Source organism: Corynebacterium sp. HMSC074C04, assembly GCF_001838295.1.
Taxonomy (GTDB): domain Bacteria; phylum Actinomycetota; class Actinomycetes; order Mycobacteriales; family Mycobacteriaceae; genus Corynebacterium; species Corynebacterium amycolatum.
On sequence record NZ_KV836272.1, the window covers coordinates 807,816 to 827,810 of the forward strand.

Annotated in this window: 17 protein-coding genes and 1 tRNA gene; 8 read left to right on the forward strand and 10 right to left on the reverse strand. The window is 57.3% G+C overall.

Annotated features, from left to right (window positions below):
- Window positions 1–42: 42 nt before the first annotated feature.
- The 6 genes from HMPREF3011_RS07940 to HMPREF3011_RS07965 all read right to left on the reverse strand — a co-directional run bounded on the left by HMPREF3011_RS07940 (window position 43) and on the right by HMPREF3011_RS07965 (window position 10,170).
- Window positions 43–1,110, reverse strand: coding sequence for a potassium channel family protein (locus tag HMPREF3011_RS07940; RefSeq protein ID WP_049182182.1), 1,068 nt, complete (start codon window positions 1,108–1,110; stop codon window positions 43–45).
- Window positions 1,111–1,225: 115 nt separating this feature from the next.
- Window positions 1,226–4,720 carry an ATP-dependent helicase gene (locus HMPREF3011_RS07945; protein WP_070841366.1) on the reverse strand — a complete coding sequence of 1,165 codons (3,495 nt, stop codon included), beginning with the start codon at window positions 4,718–4,720 and terminating at the stop codon, window positions 1,226–1,228.
- A 2-nt stretch (window positions 4,721–4,722) separates the two neighbouring features.
- Window positions 4,723–8,073, reverse strand: a complete 3,351-nt coding sequence (locus HMPREF3011_RS07950) for an ATP-dependent helicase (protein ID WP_246821475.1) — start codon at window positions 8,071–8,073, stop codon at window positions 4,723–4,725.
- Between the two features lie 103 nt (window positions 8,074–8,176).
- Entirely contained in the window at window positions 8,177–9,028 is an 852-nt protein-coding gene (locus tag HMPREF3011_RS07955) for a TIGR02569 family protein (RefSeq protein WP_049182185.1), read from the reverse strand.
- A 9-nt stretch (window positions 9,029–9,037) separates the two neighbouring features.
- The gene (locus HMPREF3011_RS07960; protein WP_070841368.1) at window positions 9,038–9,946 is read right to left on the reverse strand and encodes a DUF3152 domain-containing protein; all 909 of its coding nucleotides are present in this window, start codon (window positions 9,944–9,946) and stop codon (window positions 9,038–9,040) included.
- The gene (locus HMPREF3011_RS07965; RefSeq protein ID WP_065423001.1) at window positions 9,946–10,170 is read right to left on the reverse strand and encodes a DUF3107 domain-containing protein; all 225 of its coding nucleotides are present in this window, start codon (window positions 10,168–10,170) and stop codon (window positions 9,946–9,948) included. Before HMPREF3011_RS07965 ends, HMPREF3011_RS07960 begins: the two co-directional genes overlap by 1 nt.
- A 94-nt stretch (window positions 10,171–10,264) precedes the next feature.
- On the opposite strand from HMPREF3011_RS07965, the gene HMPREF3011_RS07970 reads away from it, so the two are divergent.
- Window positions 10,265–11,629: a DEAD/DEAH box helicase gene (locus tag HMPREF3011_RS07970; protein WP_049182189.1), complete on the forward strand. Its 1,365-nt coding sequence runs from the start codon at window positions 10,265–10,267 to the stop codon at window positions 11,627–11,629.
- 69 nt (window positions 11,630–11,698) lie between these two features.
- Window positions 11,699–13,030 (forward strand): Rv3212 family protein, encoded by a 1,332-nt coding sequence (locus HMPREF3011_RS07975; RefSeq protein WP_070841369.1) that lies wholly within the window; start codon window positions 11,699–11,701, stop codon window positions 13,028–13,030.
- Here HMPREF3011_RS07975 and HMPREF3011_RS07980 read toward each other — a convergent pair.
- Window positions 13,027–13,485, reverse strand: a complete 459-nt coding sequence (locus HMPREF3011_RS07980; RefSeq protein WP_224786648.1) for a hypothetical protein — start codon at window positions 13,483–13,485, stop codon at window positions 13,027–13,029. The genes HMPREF3011_RS07975 and HMPREF3011_RS07980 overlap by 4 nt on opposite strands.
- A 100-nt stretch (window positions 13,486–13,585) precedes the next feature.
- Here HMPREF3011_RS07980 and HMPREF3011_RS07985 point away from each other — a divergent pair, with 100 nt between their 5' ends.
- The 4 genes from HMPREF3011_RS07985 (at window position 13,586) to HMPREF3011_RS07995 (ending at window position 16,036) form a co-directional block, all read left to right on the forward strand.
- Entirely contained in the window at window positions 13,586–14,692 is a 1,107-nt protein-coding gene (locus HMPREF3011_RS07985; protein WP_246821476.1) for a diacylglycerol/lipid kinase family protein, read from the forward strand.
- A gap of 485 nt (window positions 14,693–15,177) precedes the next feature.
- Window positions 15,178–15,447, forward strand: coding sequence for a WhiB family transcriptional regulator (locus HMPREF3011_RS07990; RefSeq protein ID WP_005511107.1), 270 nt, complete (start codon window positions 15,178–15,180; stop codon window positions 15,445–15,447).
- Window positions 15,448–15,522: 75 nt separating this feature from the next.
- Window positions 15,523–15,597: a 50S ribosomal protein bL37 gene (locus HMPREF3011_RS11655; RefSeq protein WP_014300525.1), complete on the forward strand. Its 75-nt coding sequence runs from the start codon at window positions 15,523–15,525 to the stop codon at window positions 15,595–15,597.
- Between the two features lie 366 nt (window positions 15,598–15,963).
- Window positions 15,964–16,036: transfer RNA gene (locus HMPREF3011_RS07995), tRNA-Ala, on the forward strand.
- Window positions 16,037–16,166: 130 nt separating this feature from the next.
- Here HMPREF3011_RS07995 and rsrA read toward each other — a convergent pair.
- Both rsrA and HMPREF3011_RS08005 read right to left on the reverse strand, forming a co-directional pair.
- Complete coding sequence (gene rsrA, locus HMPREF3011_RS11660) at window positions 16,167–16,475, reverse strand: mycothiol system anti-sigma-R factor (RefSeq protein WP_016422222.1); 309 nt, start codon at window positions 16,473–16,475, stop codon at window positions 16,167–16,169.
- Window positions 16,472–17,101 (reverse strand): sigma-70 family RNA polymerase sigma factor, encoded by a 630-nt coding sequence (locus HMPREF3011_RS08005; RefSeq protein WP_016422221.1) that lies wholly within the window; start codon window positions 17,099–17,101, stop codon window positions 16,472–16,474. The genes rsrA and HMPREF3011_RS08005 overlap by 4 nt, the downstream gene beginning before the upstream one ends.
- Before the next feature lie 97 nt (window positions 17,102–17,198).
- On the opposite strand from HMPREF3011_RS08005, the gene ybaK reads away from it, so the two are divergent.
- Window positions 17,199–17,711: a Cys-tRNA(Pro) deacylase gene (ybaK, locus tag HMPREF3011_RS08010; RefSeq protein WP_038627936.1), complete on the forward strand. Its 513-nt coding sequence runs from the start codon at window positions 17,199–17,201 to the stop codon at window positions 17,709–17,711.
- A gap of 39 nt (window positions 17,712–17,750) precedes the next feature.
- Here the strand turns inward: ybaK and HMPREF3011_RS08015 are convergent, their stop codons facing one another.
- Window positions 17,751–18,446, reverse strand: a complete 696-nt coding sequence (locus HMPREF3011_RS08015) for an SOS response-associated peptidase (protein ID WP_038627934.1) — start codon at window positions 18,444–18,446, stop codon at window positions 17,751–17,753.
- A gap of 70 nt (window positions 18,447–18,516) precedes the next feature.
- Here HMPREF3011_RS08015 and aroA point away from each other — a divergent pair, with 70 nt between their 5' ends.
- Window positions 18,517–19,995 (forward strand): 3-phosphoshikimate 1-carboxyvinyltransferase, encoded by a 1,479-nt coding sequence (gene aroA, locus HMPREF3011_RS08020; RefSeq protein WP_080972919.1) that lies wholly within the window; start codon window positions 18,517–18,519, stop codon window positions 19,993–19,995.

Here is a 19,995-nt window from a genome sequence, read left to right on the forward strand (position 1 = left end):
AAGTCAAAAGTTGTTAGACCCCATTTTTAAACTTGTCGAGTGCTATTCGTCATTGCTGTAGACACGGCGGACGTACAGCAGCCGGTCGCCTGGCTCCACCGATTCACACTCCGGTGAATCAATTCGGTACAGCTCACCCGAGCGCACCACACCGAGTGCAATATCCGCGAGGTGCCGTGGGCTGGCACCGATTTCCTCTTCGGTGACGAGCCTCTCTGCAACAGAGAATCCTTCATCCGGGCTCAGGAGGTCTTCCATCATCTCCACCACCGAAGGAGTCACCGTGGCCAGCCCCAGCATTCGGCCGGCGGTTTCAGAAGAAATGACCACTTGGTCTGCACCTGACTGCGTCAACAAGTGGCGGTTTTCTGATTCACGCACTGAAGCCACAATTGAGGCACCCGGTGCCAACTCGCGGACAGACAACGTGACCAGCACCGCTGTGTCATCTTTGTTCGGTGCAACGACTATAGAGCGGGCACGCTGAATACCAGCTAACTTCAGCACATCAGATTTAGTAGCCGACCCATGCACCGTCGCCAAGCCTTGATTCGAAGCGTGGTCGAGTGCTTCCTTGTCCGTATCAATAACAACGATTTCTGCCGGATCTACGCCGTCCGCGAGAAGAGCTGCAATGGCAGAACGACCCTTGGTGCCGTATCCGATAACGACGGTGTGGTTGCGCAACTGTCTCCTCCAGCGCTGAATTTGCAGGGTTTTCCGAGACTCTTGGGTCAAAACGGTCAGAGTAGTACCGACCAAGAGAGCAAGGAAGGCCACACGCAGTGGCGTAATGATCAAAATATTGAGTAATCGAGCCCTCTGTGTGACCGGCGTGATGTCACCGTAGCCCGTCGTCGACAGGCTGACAGCCGAGTAATACACCGCATCGATGAAGGTGAGAGGCTCCGTGTATCCGTCGTGATCGTAGTAGACCACGACGGATGCAATCAGCAGCAAAAACACGGCGTAGTTCAAACGACGTATGATTAGCCGCCAAGGATTCTTCGGCGCGGACTCAGGCAGACCAATGACTCCCAGCAGTGCATGCCCGGGAAGATCATTGAGCCCGGTTTCGTATCCCGAAGATTTCCGAATTGGATTACGCAACCGCTCCTCGCCTGCCTTTCATGAAAACTCCTCCCGGTGAAAAATAGCGCATACAAACTGCTGCTTTCACCTGGATAACTGGCCACGGCCACGCGGCAGTTACATACGTAGATGATTATCCAATCAGCTCGCGCATTTTCCTGTCCAACTCTATCCTGCTTGGCAGTAGCGCTTCATCTGGTATTAGCGTTCGTCCTGCCGAAACATAGAAGAACCCGGCTTCAATGTCTTCGGGGGCCGTTTCCACTCCCATCTCACGCAGCCTATCCGACCACGCCAAGCGGTAAATCGCCAGCTGTAGCGCCGCTACTTCCCTTTCCTTTCCGCGCGGCATCTGGCCTGTCTTCCAGTCAATGACGCTCCACTTCCCGTTGTCCTTAAACACCGCGTCGATTCGGCCGACGACCCGCCGTTGCCCAATGGCAATTTCAAACGGCACTTCCACATGCACTGGCGTGCGGTCAGCCCACTCGGATGCCTCGAAATTCGCCTTCAACTTCTCAAGTTCGCGTTCGGACGCGACTTGTTCTGTGCCGAGGAAGTCATCCAGTTGATTCCCGAAGAGATCCTCATCGTCCAGCAGGCTGTGTGCACCGAAGCGATTCTCCAACCAAGCGTGGAATGCCGTACCTCGGCGCGCGAATCGGTTTGGCTTAAACGGCACCGAGCGTGCTTTCCGACGAGCAAACGCGACCGGATCCGCAATCATGGCTTGGTATTCGCTAGTGGACATGCTTGTCGGCATTGGTAGATGAATCTCCGCGGCCTTAGCTCGACGGATTTCATCCACGAGAATGGTCGTTTCCGTTTCCCATACCTCAGACAGGTCACCTGCAATGGGGCGCTCATCCTGGTCTTCGCCCATGTAGCGCATGACGCTTTCGGCTGCTCGCTGCACACTATCTCGGCGGTTGCCCAGGGTATCGACGGGCCAGACCACCCCATCAACCGCAGTGTCGCAGTCCAGATCGACTTCGGTGTCCTCTACCTCAGGGTCCTCCCCATCTGTCCACGACACCACATAGTCGCTGAATTGCGTGGCGATGGCTGCGAAGTCCGCCGACACGTCGGTGGGTTTCTTCAAGCTCGGATTAGGCCGCCTGCTTGCAGTGACAATGAGCTTTTTCGCGGAGCGAGTCATGGCAACGTAGAAGAGGCGCTGTTTTTCTTCCCTCTCCACTTCTCGCAGCTCTTCCTTGTAGGCTTTGATTACCTTGTTGAGGTCGGTTTGGTTATCTGCGCCTGATATGTCCAGTTCGGGGGCATTGCTATCGACAGAATCAGCGACGGGAGCCCAATCGCCTGCTGCAAGCTGTGTTGCATCCCCTGTTGTTTCTGCACTAGCCGTTAGCGGATCCACTTGGGTAATTGCACCAGGAGGAAGCTGAACTGAATTGGTGAGCCACGATGACAAATCAACTCTGTCGAACTTGCTGGTGGTGATGCCCGGGACAGCAACCGTTTCCCACTCCAACCCCTTTGACTTGTGCATAGTCATGATTTGGACGCAGTTTTCCGGCATGTTCATAGGTGCCCGTTCCAAACCATCATCGTGTTCGACAGCGAACTCCAAATAGTTCAAAAACCCTGTCACATCGTCCGAGATATTTTGCGAATACGTCGCAGCGATATCGACAAACCTATCCAGATGCGCAGTCGTCGGCCTGGTTATCGCGGTAGCGGAACCGTACTGTCCAGCCGCTGCTTCTACGCGAATTCCAAACTCAGTAGCGATGTCCTCGACCAGTTCCGGTAGAGGCTTATTCAGCGAGAACCGACGTAGTTTTCGTAGGCTTGCACCCAACTGTGCGATGCGCGCCATTGCTTCATCTGTGTAGTTCAGTGACTCGCTGCAGACCAACCGCCCATTTTTTCCCACACTGCCGCGCGCTAGCGGGGTGCCGTCGTAAAAACGAATATCCGGGTCGGCGATGGCGTGCCCCAGCCCCACCGCGGACGATGCTGCTTCGGCATCTTCCACGAGCTTGTCATACTGGCGAGCGAGCTGGGAAAGCGGTGAGGAGTCTGAAGTCTCTTCGAGGTTGCCCTTCTTTCGGGCCAACTCGTCCTTGCCTGCCATTGCCAGCTGGTCTACACGAGTGCGAAGTGCCTCCACGTCTGCGGCACCCAAATTGACCTGTGGGCTGAGCAGCAGACGCAGAGCATCCTGGTCTGAACTGGGGTCGACCAATATCTTCATCACCGAGGTGATATCCATGACCTCGGGCAAATGCAGCAATCCAGCGAGTCCCACGATGATTGCAGGCACACCCCGCTCAGACAGTGCATCTAAATAGACAGCCGATTCAGCATTTGTCCGAACCAGGATGGCGGCATCGAGCTTGTTGCCAGCTGCTTCACATTCGCGTAATTGCGCCTCCATGCAATCTGCGATGTATGCAACTTCTTCCTCACCGGTTGCGGTGAAAGCAAGCTGCACTTCGCCCTGACCTGCTTTTGGACCGGCATCCAGTGCCTCTACTGTACGAGCCTGCCCCGCGAAAGCACGGTCGGAGACTGCGTTAGCAAGCTGCAGCACTGACTGCGGATTTCGCCAAGAAATGGTCAGTTGCTTTTTCTCCGCTGGCTTCCCATCCGACCGCGGAAAATCATTGACAAACTGCACAAGGTTTTCGGCAGTTGCTCCTCGCCAGCCATAAATTGCCTGCATCGGATCGCCGACAGCGGTGACACAACCACCGGAGAACAGCGCACGCAGGAACAGCCGCTGTGTGTGCGACGTGTCCTGGTACTCGTCGAGCATGATGATCTTAAAGCGACGCCGCTCCTCCTCTCCGACTTCCGCGAAGTCGGTGGCTAGTCGGGCCGCACGAGCCATCTGCATACCGAAAGTGGCGACATTTTCTTCATTGCACCGAGCTCGAACCTGTTCTACCAGCGGCAAAATCTCTAATCTCTCTCGCTGCTTATCGACGATGCCCTGTAGATCGCCAATTAGCCCCTCACGTTTACCCTTCTGCGGAGTCTGCTCAATATTGCTGATGAATGCTTCGGTTTCCTCGCGAATCGCCTGCGGTGAAGAAAGGTTTGAGTCGATGTTCGCCCCCAGCTCAATAATGCGACTGGCCAGAGTCGATGGCGCAATATCGACATCAATTTCCTTCACATTACGAGCGGTTTCCCAGGCCAACTGCCACTGCGTCGCGCCATCCATAATGGTGACCCCCGGCTCCGTCGGCAGCAAAAGACCATAATTGCTAACGACTTCAGAGGCATAGGCATCGTAAGTAAGCGTGGTTGGGGCAATGACCTCGAGGCTTGCTAGTACCTTTGGTGAAGCCTGTGCACGAAATGCGGCAGAGGAAGCAAGCGCATTGAGCTGTTGTCGGATACGGACGCCGAGCTCGCGCGCTGCCTTCCTGGTGAAGGTCAAACCTAGAACTTCTTCTGGGCGGATAAAGCCATTGGCGACCAACCACACGACACGGGAAGCCATTGTCGCTGTTTTACCAGCACCGGCACCGGCGACAACAAGCATTGGTTCCATCGGTGCACCGATTACCGCCGCTTGTTGCGGGGTGGGCGGAAAGTCCTGGCCCATCATCTCCGACAGGATGACGGGATCAATGATGGTTCGTTCCTCCGACATGGCTACCGATTCCCTTCTGCTGCCGGGCACGCCTTCGAAAGGGTGCAGAACTTGCAATGATCACCAGCGAGCGCCAAGGCACGCGGGCCAGACGTCGCACGTGCTACCTGCTCCACACGACGCTCCCAGTCAGCCAACTTGTCTTCCGTGAGCTTTGACTGTTCTCGACTAGTGATAATGGTCTTATTGTGTGACTTTCGCGGAAATACCAGGTATGCCCCTGATTGTTCAATGCCTTCGCCGTTGTCCACAGCAAGCCCATCTCCGCTTTCAACGAGCTTCCCCTTCGACAACGCCAGCTGATATGTAGCTAGCTGTGCATGTTCTTCTACGTCTTTACCGGAGGGCGCTGTCTTACCGGTTTTAATATCGACGATTTGAACTGCACCATCAGCGTCTTCAATCAATCGGTCGATTCGTCCGACAATCACGATGTCATCGTTGATGGTGACTTTTACCGGAACCTCGGTCCCGATATCTTTCTTAGTCTCAATCCACCGCTGCCAATCCTCCAGCGCTGTCAACCAGGTGTCTTCCTCAGTACGCTTACGCCACTCCGGATCATCGGACAGGTCACCAAAAACACGCCGGATTTCGGACTGCGCCTCAGGTACAGTCACTCCCTTGGCTACGGCTTCTACCGCCTGATGAAGTAGAGAGCCTAAATACATGGCCGATGTCGGTGCTGATTTATCCAGCATGGCCTTCAGCGGGCAACTCAGGGCTGCTTCCACCTTGGAAGGGTTGATTCTCATCGGCTTCTTGTCATTTACCGGCTTCGAGGTCGACGGTGCACGGAGCCCCCACCAGGTGTCTGGATGTGCGCCAGCAACCTCAACCTGCGCCAATCGCGCGAGTTGACGTGCAGCTTGTCGACGCCGCGTCTCAGTCTCCGCATCGTCTACAACGGCTGCACGCAGTTCTGCCAGCAGTGACTCCACAGAGAGCACCCGTGGCAGGCCTTCACCGGCCCATTTGGATTCTTCTGCCTCTGCAACATCCGGATTGCCGGTGTTTGCTTCATTAGCCGTAGCCCCGACTCCGTTCGCAGCCGAAGAGGCTTCCGACTGCTTCGCCAGCTCCGTCCCCGAATTACCGAGCTTTTCAACGAGCTCGATAACAAACGGACTGGGAACTCCAACATCATCAGGAGAATCGACTGCGGTCAGCAGTACCCTGTCGCTAGCCCGTGATACCGCGACGTGCAGCAAACGACGTTCCTCCGCTAGCGCATCCGCCATGGAATTGATGTACTCCCGCGGTGCAATCCCGTGGTCGACGAGACCGATGAACTCGTTCTGCTTCATCACCGAGCCAGTTACACCGAGGCTGGGCCACTGGCCTTCCTGTACTCCGACAACTGCTACTGCCTTCCACTGCCTGCCCAGAGCCGCATGCGCTGAGAGAATGCGCACGGCGTCGCGCTCTACCCCGCTACGGTCACGTGCGCCGATGGGCAGCTCCTGTTCTTCCACAGAAGCGATAAAACCGTCAACCGTCAGCTTTGGATTCAGCTCCACACGGTCACCAGCAAAGTCGAACAGTGCCATCACAGCATCCAGGTCGCGGTCAGCCGATGCTCCAGCTGTACCGCCGCGCAACGATGCCGCCACCAGATGGTCTGCCAAACCAGTGGACTGCCAAATTGCCCACAAAGTTGCTTCCACACCATCACGCAACGCTTCACGCGCTGCGCTCAATAGATCCAGCGGCACCTGCAGCGCCTGACGTTCACGCTGCGACAGAGACTCAATAAGTTCCAGCTGCTCTGTTGTGAGTCCATCTGCTTTCAAGATTCCGATGAGCTGAGTCATCGCGGCCCCGCCGAACAGGTCGGCCTTTCGGATTCCGCGCAGCAGACGCTCTTTGACAATCGGATCTATGTTGACCAGTGGGCCGGAGAGGAACTCGTCCCACTCCACGTCATCGAGCTGGTTCATAGTTGCCCGCAACGCCACCATCAGCGCTCGCACCAATCGCTGATGACTTAGCACGATGTCCGTTGGGTCAATCTGCACAGGCACACCCGCACGCGACAATGCACGGAACAGAGAGGACTCCCCTGCACCGGACCGGACAATGACCGCCATATCCTTCCATGCCACCCCCTCGTCAATATGAAGGCGCCGGAAGTAGTCCGCGACTGTGGCTCGCTGTGCACGTTCAGAGGGATGAATAGCTATTTTTACTGCACTTTTCGCTGCGTACGAGTTTTCCGCTGCGACGGTCTCACTGTTGTTTCCAACGTCGGATTCACTAGCTTCTTGTGTTCCAACTGAACCAACAATGCCGCGGTATGCAGGAGCCTTAGGCAAGCGCTGAGAAACTGCGTTGACTAAATCCGCGATATCAGCGTTACAGCGGTAAGACTGCTGCAAGTGGATTGCCTTGTACTCGACCTCACCAATCCCCCGGAGATAGTCATTATTAGCACCGCGGAAGTGAAATACCGATTGATCTTCATCACCAGTAATGACGGCCACCGCCGCCTGCGACACAAACCGATCCACAAGACGCGCAGCCGCCGGCGATAGGTGTTCGGCATCATCGACCAGCACCACCGACTTTCCCCACCGAGCCAGTGCTTGCGCGTCTGTATCCTGCTCCATCAATGCCGCAGAGACAATCTCTGCAGCGTTCAAGCTGGGCTCCCACGCCAACCGCATAGTCTGCTGATACTCCGCCATAAACTTGCCAGCCGCACACCACGACTCAATGCCATAGTCCACGCCGAGCTGCTGAAGCCTCGGGGCATCAATCCCCCGCTCAGCTGCACGCAGCAGAAAGTCACGAACCGCACGGGAAAAACCGACTAATGGAAGAGCCGGGCGCAACCGCTCTGGCCAATACGCACCACCATCTTCCGCATGACCGGCCAAAAGCTGCCGCACGACAGCATCTTGGCGTGCACCAGTGGTCAACGATGGTTCAGGCTCTCCCCGACTGACGGCGGCATCACGTACTACTGCATAGGCAAGTGAATGCACGGCACGCACCATGCCACCTTGACCTGCCCCGAACGAACCGCCTTCCCCCAGTTCAGAGGAAAAACGCCTGTCAATATTCCGCCTCAATTCCGCGGCGGCCTCTTTTGACTGTGACACCACCAAAATGCTGTCCGCCGGAATGCCCGAGTGCATGTAGTCCACCGCGAGATCTGCCAGCAGCGAACTCTTGCCAGTCCCTGGGCCGCCTAAAACGCGCACAACAGGCTGGTTTACAAGCTTGTTCGCTACCACGAGCGCCCGATTATGGGAAGGGAAAAGCGCCTCTACCGCAGTACCCAACCACTGCCGACGACAAGGCGGTTCCTCCTGGACGAACCGAACCTTCGGCATTCCATCTACGTTCATGTGCACCATTGTGGCACAACCTCCGGACAGACACTCGAACACCCATTCGAAATAGAGGTAAAAATACCCCCGCCCCAAAAACTCCCGTGAATACTGCCAGGCGTTACTTAGACACAAACGCGCGGACTAGCGAAGCCGCACGGAACAGGCCACGATACGCACCCGGCTGCGATTCTGGACTAACAGCGTGGACAAAAAGTCGATAGCACATCGCACGAACGAGCAACTGACCGAAATCCGGCAAATGATCGAAGCGTCGCAGTAGCTCTTCATCAGCACCCATCATGGACAGACAATCCACTGCCGCTAAGGCAGCTGTCCAACCACGGACACGCCATGCTGGCACGATATCGGTGAGAACTGGGGCGGCCGTGCCGTCGTAAAGCAGCGTGCCGACGAGGTCTGCGTGACAGACCTGCAGAAGCTCCGTTGGCACAACCATCTCTGCCCGCAACTGGAGAAGATCACCGGAGATTGTGAGAGCCTCGGCGCAATCGGCGCGGGGGACGCTATCCGCGTCGAGAAGCTGCTCGAGGATGCCGATTGGGTCAGATTCCCAAGCTGCGCGATTACACATGACAAAGTAATCGGGCTCCTTATCAAGGAGGAACTGCGGCCGTTCAATACTGGCAAGCGACTCTTCCACGCGACCAGCGGCAACAATGGTTTCATCGGCACGTGGCGCGAATCCCCCCGGGATGAAATGACGGGCCTGCCACCCAGCAATGACCAAGCGGCCGTCACTAGTACGCACGGATTTCGCTACTCGGACGCCATCGACATCTAGCGCGCTGCGAACCTTTGCAGACCACAGCGCTTGCGCCGAATTATGTACCGGCGAAAGGACAATGGAATCATCGTAGACCCAGCCATTGTCCCAAGCTCGCTCGGCACGATGCGGCTCACCCTCGGCACCAAAGGCCTCTAAAACACGGTCGGGAGGAGTGGCAATCATAATCTGCTACTACCTTGCTTTCTGAGTCGGTGCGGCCGTATCGTCGTCCGCCCCAAATGGATACGGCCAGCCGTTGGCAGAACACGTCTTGCCATCGACCTGATAGACCTCGCTGCTGTCGATTTCGTGCAGTTCATCGTTCGACACACTCAGGGTCTGCTGCATCATGATTGGCGCGACACCGCCGTCCCTCGGGCAGGGCTCGTGAACCGCGTACCCAAGTCCGTGACCAACCTCGTGATTAATAAGGTATTGGCGATACAACCCCAGGTCCCCCTCAAAAGGCAGGGCACCTCGAACCCACCGGGCGATACTGACGACCACGCGCCCAGGCTCACCTTCCCGCTGCCCAGACAGGTAACAGGAGGTCTCCATTCCCAAGGTGTTTCCGCACAGCTGATGTGCGGTTCCAGTCGCGGAAAGCTGCACGACAATCGTCGGATCCTGATCGCGAGGCACTGCCTCGAAAGAAAAATCTGGATTAGCTGTCCAGCCACGTGGATCGGCTAGAATCGAGTTCACCGTCTCCGCAAAGGCGCGCTCGCCACCAATTGAAGGAACATCAATGTTGTCTTCAATTTCCACGGAATACCTGATCGCATTGCGGCGCCCCTCCCCGACACGGGGATGCGCCACGGTGACATCTTTAAAATTTCCCGAGGGTTCCGTGGCAAAGGCCGGACCAGGTGGCAACTGCCCTCCCTCGTAGCCATCACCGTACCCCTCACCGGGCACCGGACCAGGGCGACTGTTGCCACTCTGCGAGGCAACAGTGCCATTGCCGGAACCTGAAGAATCATCTTCAGCAGTGAAGATGTCGAAGAGAATGATGACTGTGAGCACCACAAGTACGGGGATGGCATAGGCTCGCCACCCCCAACTCCTTGCAATGCGTACGAGAAAGGGTTCTTGCGTCATTAGGCGAAGAAGCCAACCTTACGGTCTGCGTTATTACCGGTACGGACGTAGGCAACCTTGTCAGCATTAATCAGGTACTCCTGACCAGCGCCGTCACTGAGCTCAATCACACCTTCGCCAGCAGCCAGCTTCTGGGAGATCGCAGCCTTGACCTCCTCGCCACCAGCGACGTTTTCAATGCTCAGCTCACGCGTATTGTCTGCAAATCCAATAGTGATGTCCATAGGTGACATCATAACCATTCCCAAAGCGGCTAGGATTAGAGAGACCGATTAAGCCGTCGTGTCACGTGAGGTTACAAACAGCAAAGGAGTCGCCGTGGCAGAGTCCCAGTCCCCGACATTCGTCGAATTGGGGGTCGCCGCGGAAATCTGCGACGCACTCGCCGACGAAGGAATCAACCGCACATTTGCCATCCAGGAACTGACGCTGCCCTTGGCGCTCGACGGCACGGACATCATCGGCCAAGCCCGTACTGGCATGGGAAAAACTCTTGGTTTTGGTGTCCCCCTCATTGACCGCGTCTTTGATGACGCCCGCATTCCAGAACCGGATGGCACTGCCCGCGCAATCATCGTCGTCCCCACCCGTGAGCTATGCGTGCAGGTCGGCGAGGACTTAGCCCGCGCTGCGCACTCAACCAATCTGCGTGTATGCACCATTTACGGTGGCCGCCCCTATGAGGAACAGATTGAACAGCTAGACCGTGGCGTGGACATCATCGTCGGCACTCCGGGTCGCCTCATCGATCTTTACCAGCGCAATAATCTAGAGCTGTCAGGCGTAAAAATTTTGGTTCTCGACGAGGCCGACGAAATGCTCGACTTGGGTTTCCTGCCGGACATCGAGAAGATTCTGGCTGCGGTGCCGGATGAACGTCAGACCATGCTCTTCTCGGCAACAATGCCGGGCCCAATTCTGACTCTCGCACGTACCTTTATGAATCGTCCGGTGCACATCCGCGCTGAATCAGGCGAGGAAGAGGCCACAGTCCATGAGACCACTAAGCAGATTGTTTTCCAATCGCACCAAATGGATAAGGTTTCAGTCATTGCCCGCATCCTGCAAGCCAACGGTCGTGGTCGCACCATCATTTTTGCTCGTACAAAGCGTGGTGCCGCTTCCGTTGCTGAGCAGCTCGGCGAGCGGGGCTTCCTGGTCACCGCCGTCCACGGCGATATGGGCCAGCCTGCACGTGAGCGCTCACTGACGGCGTTCCGCAATGGCGATGTCGACGTTCTGGTCGCAACCGATGTCGCGGCTCGCGGTATCGACATCGACGATGTCACCCACGTCATCAACCACCAGGTGCCCGATGACGAAATGACCTATGTCCACCGCATCGGCCGCACCGGACGCGCGGGACACAGCGGTGTCGCCGTTACGCTCGTCGGCTGGGATGAGACCGCAAAGTGGAAGGCTATTTCAGATGCTCTCGACCTGGACATGGCCGAGATTCCGACGTGGTTTTCCACCTCCCCCGAGCTCGCCGAAGCTCTTGACATCCCCGAGGGAATCGATGAGAAGGTCGGGCCAGCCCGCCCGGTGTTGGGTTCCCGACCACCTCGCGGGCGTGGTGGAAGAGGTCCGCGAAACAACCGCTCACAGCCTCATCATCGCAATCGCGGCCAAGGACGAAACTCACGGCGGGACGGCCACTCCAATTCTCATCGTCGCCGCTAAACTGCTGCGCGTGCCAACTCCCCCGCCTCACTTCTCTCCACGACCACTCGTCGACAGGACATTCCAACCGTGCTGCAGTCACCACAAGCCAACGCTGAGCCCACTACTGCAGAGACCCGACTGCGTCGAAATCGAATCGCATCAGTCATTCTCATCATCGCCGTAGTGCTAGTCATCGGTTGGACATGGTTCGCTTCCCCAGCCCGCAAGGTCGATCACACTGAAACGACGGCTTCTGCCGGCTCGGCAATGCAAGCCCCGGCTGCGAACGATCCGGAGGCAATGCCACATACTCTCCGGCCGGTGTGGTCCACCGAATCGTCGGCAAGCGCAAGCACGCACACCATCTCCCCGGCGCCACTGGTGATGGACAACTCCCTCATCGTTGCTGAGGACCGGGGCGTGCATGCTATCTCGCTTAACGACGGCACGGAGCGCTGGCACTATCGACGAGATATTCCGCTGTGTGCGCTCTCGGGCAGTGATGGCCAAGTTTTCGCGACTTTTCGTGGGGCAGCTGGCTGCGGTGAGACCGTTGCACTCAAACCCGATTCGGGGCAGTATGTCGCGACCCGAAAATCGATTGCGGCTGACAGCCCTGCCGCCGTGCGCTCGAATTCATACGCGGGTGTCTACGACTCTGGATTCCTGGAGCTGTGGCGTTCTGACTTGGTCCGAGTAGTCGAGTACGGCAAGATTCCAGCATCCCCGGAACCGAAGATGCAGCCACATCCAGAGTGTTCGATTATCAGTGCGCTCACACGCGTGGAGCTGCTGGCCGTTGTAAACAATTGCGATGGTCACGGACGCCTGGTCATGCAGGTGGCAAATCCGGAGGAATCGCGGAAACCAGAAGTCAAGAGCGATATTGACCTTGGTCCAGTAACTGCAGATATGTCGCTGGTATCGATTGGCCAGGACACGGCAGCGGTACTGGCAGACAATCGCATCCGCGTTTTTCGTATGGACGGCACGATGCTAACTGAATTGGCGCTGGGTGAGACTACCCTGCGTCCAGCACCGGCTGAAGCTAACTCCGACGGCGATGCCCCGCGTGCGCCTTTTACAACGGATCTCCCCCATCACATGACGTGGTGGTCGCCACGTGGATTACTTGGCTTCCGTCCGAGCACCCTGGCACCGGATTTCGAGTTTCCTGAGGCCACAGGGACCCCAGCTCCATGGGGTGAGCATGTTTTCATGCCAGTCGCTGACGGAGTCGCGGTATTGAATGCCTCAACTCTCGAAATTATCGGCACACTCCCGTTGCCTGCAGCTGCGAAGTCCACTCATGCAAATGATGCGGACAAGCCGGAACTGCCCGTGCGTCTTGCAGTTGTCGGTGACACGCTACTGGTTCAGCGCGGTGAGTCAGTCGACGCGTTCGTCATCGAAATTTAAAAAGAGCGGGCAGCCCAGTCAATCGCCTTCGGACTAAACATACAGACCAGCGCCGCAATTGAAGCTGCCGCCGTCGGCAGAGCCAGCAGAAAAGCGCTCGAGCGGAACATGTAATAGGCCACACCCAGCAAGCAGAGGTTGAGCATAATAATCGGCCCGCGCCCCCAACGGGCGCCACGCAGCAACATAATCGCACCAGCGAGAACAGAGCCAAAAATGAGAAGGAACCACAGCGCGGTACCCCAACCGGAAATGACCGCGACCTCGTCGCGGTACCCCATCAAATCACGAATCAGAAGGAAGACTCCGTAGCCCAGACCGAGGGTACATTCGGCGACACCGATCCACGCACCGACCACGACAACCTGAGGTGCGGCCATCGGCCCGTCAGTTACCGCAAGCTGGTCAGTAGTACGCGATTTGGACGCATTGCTGCTGTTTTTCTGGTTACTCACGCCCTACATGTTAGCCCGGTGAGAACCGATGAATACACTCTGGAGGCAAGTCGACCAATGCACCCATCACAGGTCTATTCATGCACTACTCTTGGTGCCTGTGCGTGCGTTGCTAATCTCCAATCCGAATTCGACCAGTAACTCTGCTCGACGCATGCCCAGCATTGTGCGGGCGCTTCGCTCAGTCGATGGGATCCGCTTGACATCCATGTTCACCGCTTACCCCGGCCATGCTGAGGAAATGGTCGCGGGAATAACGGTTCGCGATTACGACGTCATTATTTCCCTCGGCGGCGACGGAACCATTAACGAGATTGTCAATGGGCTCATGTACTCCAACCCATTCTCCGCACTGCCTGCCACTGACCTGCCTGCCATCGCAACAATTCCCACAGGCAGCGCCAACGTCTTGGCAGGTGCGGTGGGCATTCCCCGCGACCCCGTAGATGCCGCGTGGTACATCGCAAGCCTGCTGCGCTCCCGAACCCGCAGCGCTATTAGCGTTGGACATGCAGCAGAGCGATGCTTCGTCGTCAATGCCGGTATCGGCATCGATGCGGAAGTCATTTCCACCATGGAACAGCTCCGACATAACGGCACCCGCGCCAAAGCCGTGCGCTATTTGCCGGCAATTTTCACCGCATGGAACGAGTTGCGCAAAAGCCCGCCACAAATCACCGCAACTATCGACGGCAAGGAATTTGGCCGCGATCTCGCAATGGCTGTGGTGTCCAACTCCAATCCATGGACATTCCTCGGCGACCTCCCCATCGTCACCAACCCCACTGTGTCACTGCGCAGGGGCCTGGGGTTTTATGGCTTCACTTCTTTAAAGGGAGTGACGGGGCTTGTCGCCGCAGCCAATTTGGCCGGTTTCTTCACCCGACTGCGCTCCCCCTTCCACATAGAAGCCCGCGAACGACGCGTTGACAACGCTCAGCACATCCAGCTCACCGCTACTGCTCCACTTCGTCTCCAATTGGACGGCGAGTACATCAATCAGCGCGATTCCCTCAACATCCGCGTTAAGCAAGGCGCAATCAATTTTGTGGCGCGTGCCGACGATTACACCGAGGACCAGTTCACCAAGAAGGTCGCTACCCGCCCCGTGGACGAGCGCTTGCTCGTTGTGGTGACCAAAAAGGCCATGGATCGCACACGCCGCCTGTTCAGTACAAGCCAAAAGACCGAGGCAAACCCGGCTTAAGCTGTAACTGTTTACTGACAAGCCAACAAAAACGCGCCATACACCCTCACTACTGCAATTACCAAAACTAAAATCACCCCCACAAGAGGCTAGTTTTGACCTGGCGTTTTAACCAAAACTTCACTTTTCTGTGAGGTTTGGCACTTTTATTCATTTTGCTCTTTACGAACCGCTCCAGTCGTGAAAACATGTAAACCGTCAGCGAGACAGGCCCGCAGTTCACTGGATGTGCAACTATGCAAGTCTCGCCTTTTTAGGCGCAAACTCTTTGGTGAGTCCCCACTACCTTTCACGTCGCATAGGTGATGCAACAGGTAGCCCCTCCCAAGATGCCTAATACCCCTGGGCAACCGGGAATGAACCCCAACCCTCGTTGAGATACGGCGATTTGTCGTGTCTGACGAAATCCATTTCCGGAGCTGCCTTCCCGCAAGGAAATTTAACCCTGCCCTCACCCGGGGCTCGTAATGTTTTAGGAGTTTGTCATGGATTGGCGTCACAAGGCCGTTTGTCGTGAAGAGGATCCGGAGCTGTTCTTCCCAGTCGGTAACTCCGGCCCGGCTCTCGCCCAGATTGCTAAGGCCAAGGTCGTTTGCAACCGCTGCCCCGTTACCGCTCAGTGCCTGGCTTGGGCACTTGAGACCGGCCAGGATGCAGGTGTCTGGGGCGGCATGAGCGAGGACGAGCGTCGCGCACTGAAGCGCCGTCGCAACCGCGGCCGCACTCGTCGCACTCGCACCAGCACCGCAGTCTAATTAAAAGACTTACCCCTTACCGTGTAATCTATACCGGTTGATACCTGTTTAACCCGATAGAAAGAGAGCCCAGCTATGAGCAAGCGTGGCCGTAAGCGCAAGGACCGCCGTAAGAACAAGGCTAACCACGGCAAGCGTCCGAACAGCTAAGTTGCCCTTAGTTACAGCAGCCTTAGCCATCACTGGCTAAGACATCTCACTCCACCCCCGACACAACTCGGTATTGCATCGAAGGACGAGGTGGAGTTTTTGTGTCTCCAATGGAGAGCTCAACGGGTAGCAGGTCTGAAACTGACTAGGTTTATGACACGTGAATTGAATTCACCCGCGGTTTTTTGTCATAAACCTAGTCACTTTCTGCACCTTTTCGATACCTCTTCGATACCCCATCCTCGCTTTTCAGGATTAACCATCCGCCAGATCACTACCAGCGAGTTTGGAGCCCAAACCCCACCGGGAGTAACGTCTAAAAATAGAGCTTTTACAGGAGCTCCAGCTAGGTTGCTCGAAAGTAATGGGGCTATAGCTCAGTTGGTAGAGCGTCGCGTTCGCAATGCGAAGGTCAGGGGTTCGATTCCCCTTAGCTCCACAAATAATTCCACAAAAATATCCCAGGCCACATCTCCATGACCTGGGATTTTCCGTATTTCGCACTACCGCATTACGAAACATCGCATTAAGCATCAAAGGAATACACGCCAAAACCTAGCCGCCAGCAACTACCTGCGGTACTCCACCCGCGTATAGGACACGCGTATGCGGGTGGTAATGCGCTGGCGGAGGTCCTCAGGGGCAGGTTGCTGGCAGCACCGGCGCAGCAGCCGTCGGATAGCTTGCTCGGAACCGAACTCTTCTAAGCACTGAGGGCATTTGTGAATGTGTTCCTCGAGAAAGCGGCGCTCCTCCGAATCACACTCGCCATCCAAAAATGCGTGTAGGCGCGAGTGGACATCCTGACAGAAAGCATCTTCACAGGCGTGCCCGCGCTCTGGCGTCTGCTCCATATCTTGGCTCGACTCTCGGCTCATCGCGGAGAATCTCCCTTCTCTTCTTTCAAGAATCCACGTTCCACGGCTACGTTGTGCAACGCGTCTCGGAGCTGTTTTCTTCCACGGTGGAGCCGACTCATCACAGTTCCGATGGGTGTGCCCATGATTTCGGCGATTTCCTTGTAGGGCAATCCCTCGACATCGGCGTAGTAGACCACCATCCGGTAATCCTCTTTGAGACTCATCAAAGCGTCACGAATTTCCTCGTCAGGAAGCTTTTCCAGCGCTTCAACCTCAGCAGAGCGCAGCCCTATCGAAGTGTGCGACGCGGTTTCCGCGATCTGTGAATCGGTGATGTCATCGGTGGCGTACTCGGCAGGACGACGCTGCGCCTTGCGGTAGTTGTTGATGTACGCATTCGTCAGAATGCGGTAGAGCCATGCTTTCAGATTCGTGCCCGGCTTGTAGGAGCGGAAGCCCTGAAAAGCCTTTATATAGGTCTCCTGCACCAGGTCTTCGGCATCGGCGGGGTTGCGTGTCATCCGCAGCGCCGCTCCATAGAGCTGATCCAAAAGCGGCATGGCATCACGCTCAAAGCGCTGCGCAAGCTCCTCATCCGACTCATCAGTCCGGATGGCCGATGTTCCTGTCTGATCACCTGACATGCTACCTATCCTAAAACATCCGCACCCACGAGTCGGCAGACCCCCGTCACCAGGCATTTCGTAGCGTAATTGCGCTGATGTGCAACGATGGGAAATTATGTCGAAGAAGTCCGCCAAAAAATCCGCTGCCGCCACCCCGGCCATCGCCTTCTGTCAGAACGCCGGAATCGACTTCCACGTTCACCAATTCCCCCACGGCAGCGACAACTTCGGCGAAGAGGCCGCCTCTTGGCTGCTAGAGCACCTCGGCATCGAGCCCGAACGCATCTTCAAAACTCTCATTATCGAGCTATCCGGCAAACGCACTGGGCTGGCCATCGCCGTCGTTCCCGCCACCGGAATGCTCAACCTCAAGGCCGCCGCCGCGGCTATCGGGGCTTCCAAGGCCACGATGGCCGACCCCCATGACGCGTCACTTGCCACCGGCTACATTCCCGGCGGCATCTCCCCGCTTGGCGGTCGCCGCAAGCTCCCCACCGTCATTGATGAGACAGCCACTCTCTCCGACACTGTGTTCGTCTCCGGTGGTCGCCGCGGGTGGGACATCGAACTGTCACCCGCTGATTTGGTTTCGCTTTGCGACGCCACGGTCGCCGACATCGCCCGCTAATCCTGCGGCTACTCCTGCAACCTCCCCGCTGATACGGCCTTAAAACAGCTCCTCGTTGTGGCCGGGTACCGCGCCATCGGGCTCATCCAACAGGTGCGGCCCTTCATTCGCAACATTGCCGACGGCGCGGTTGACCGGTCGGATGGTCAGTTTGTCCACCACCTCGGCGCTGGTCACGCCAACATCTCCGTTTGCTGCCCAGGCCGAGAGATCCAGCCAATCGCTGACTTCGTCGTCGGCAAGCACGCGCGGCATACGATGATGCAGATCCGCGAGCTGTCCCACGGCGTCGGTGGTGAGAATTGTGGCGGAGACTATATCTCCCCAGCGTGCCCACAGACCCGCGACGGTGAAAAGCGGTGCATCATCACCGAAGCTGACGAAGTAGGGCTGGCGATTTTTCCATTCATACCAACCGTTCATGGGGATTGCGCAGGGAAGGCCGTCCCGGAAAGTCGGTTTGGACTGCCAGGTTTCCGCACGGGCGTTGAAGAAAGGTGTCGTTGGCACTTCGCGGGCCCACTGCGGAATTAAACCCCAGCGCACGGCGGCTGCAATGGTTCCTGTGCGGCCGGGATGCTCGCGGGCAAGAGCAACTATTGGCATGGTCGGGCCGATGTTGTAGCGGGAGGTGGGCAACGGGCCGTCGGCACGCACGGGCGCCAAACCGGGAATTTCAGCCGTGGTGCTGAGCAGCTTTTCGGCGACTGCGAAATTGACGAAACGACCACACATACCAACTGATTGTGCCGATGACTCCCCCTCTAGTCGAGGTATGGAGTGAAAGTGTTCCATAATTGGTTGTGTGTGTTCCCAAAATCAGAATTGGTCCGCCCCTACTGTAAGTGTCGACGGTGCCGAATCCGGTCGACAGCCTTTTAGCGCCACGGTGCAGATTGCCGGCTCGAAGTCGATTACGAACCGTGCTCTTGTCATCGCGGCGCTATCTTCGACCCCATCGGTTATCCATGGTGCTCTGCGCTCTCGCGATACCGATCTTATGATTCGCGCACTGCAGGCCTTGGGAACTGACATCAGTGCCGACTCGACATATTCGGGTGCCCCGAACCACACGCTCCGTGTCACTCCACGCATGCTCCGCGGTGGTGTCGTGGAATGTGGCCTTGCAGGTACGGTTATGCGCTTCGTGCCGCCTATCGCAGCTCTTGCGCAGGGGTCGGTGTTCTTCGAGGGCGACGTAGAGGCCAAGGCTCGCCCGATGTCGGCCGTGCTGGATGCCCTGCGCGGCCTCGGTGTGAACATCACTGGAAATGGGCTTCCTTTCACGGTCAATCCACAGGGTCCGAACCAGGGCAACCGCCTCGGTGACTCGGTCCAAGAGCAAGATCTGCCGGACATCGGCGGCGAAGTGGAAATTGACGCTTCGGCCTCAAGCCAGTTCGTCTCTGGCCTGTTGCTGTCAGCGCCGCGCTATGGCCGTGGCCTCGTACTTCACCCGACCGGTGAGATTCCATCCCGCCCGCACATTGACATGACCCTGGACATGCTTCGCGAGGCCGGTGTGCAGATCGAGGAGACCACGGCCGACGCACCTGAGGGATCACGCACAACGTTCACCATTCGCCCCACCGAAATGATGGGTCGTACTTGGCAAATCGAGCCCGACCTGTCCAACGCTGCCGCCTTCCTGGCCGCTGCGGCTGTCACTGGTGGCAGCGTCACCGTGCCCGACTGGCCAGAGCACACCACGCAGCCGGGCAACCGCATCCGCGAGATCCTCACCGCTATGGGCGCTACTGTGACGTTCAACCGTCACGAGGGCGGCCGCACCAGCCTCACCGTCGTGGGTCCAAAGCCGTCGGAGCTGCGCGGAATCACGATGGACATGTCCGAGATTGGCGAGCTGACCCCAACGGTCGCTGCCATCGCCACCCTGGCCACCACCCGCACCGAGCTGACGGGTATTGCACACTTGCGCGGTCACGAAACCAACCGTCTTGCCGCGCTCACCACGGAAATCAACCGCCTCGGCGGTCGCGCTACGGAGCTTGACGACGGCATTGCGATTGACCCCGTTCCGCTCCACGGTGGCCTCTGGCACAGCTACGCCGACCATCGAATGGCCACCGCTGGTGCCATTGTTGGCCTGCGCACGGAGGACGTGGAAGTCGAAAACATCAGTACCACCGCTAAGACCATGCCTGGATTCGACCTGCGCTGGCTGGAGATGCTCGGACTGGCCTCCCCCAGCCCTAGCTCGTTGGAAAAGTCGGTCGACACTCGACTTGATGGCATGGAGAACGGAACCGAGGCAGGGAAATAA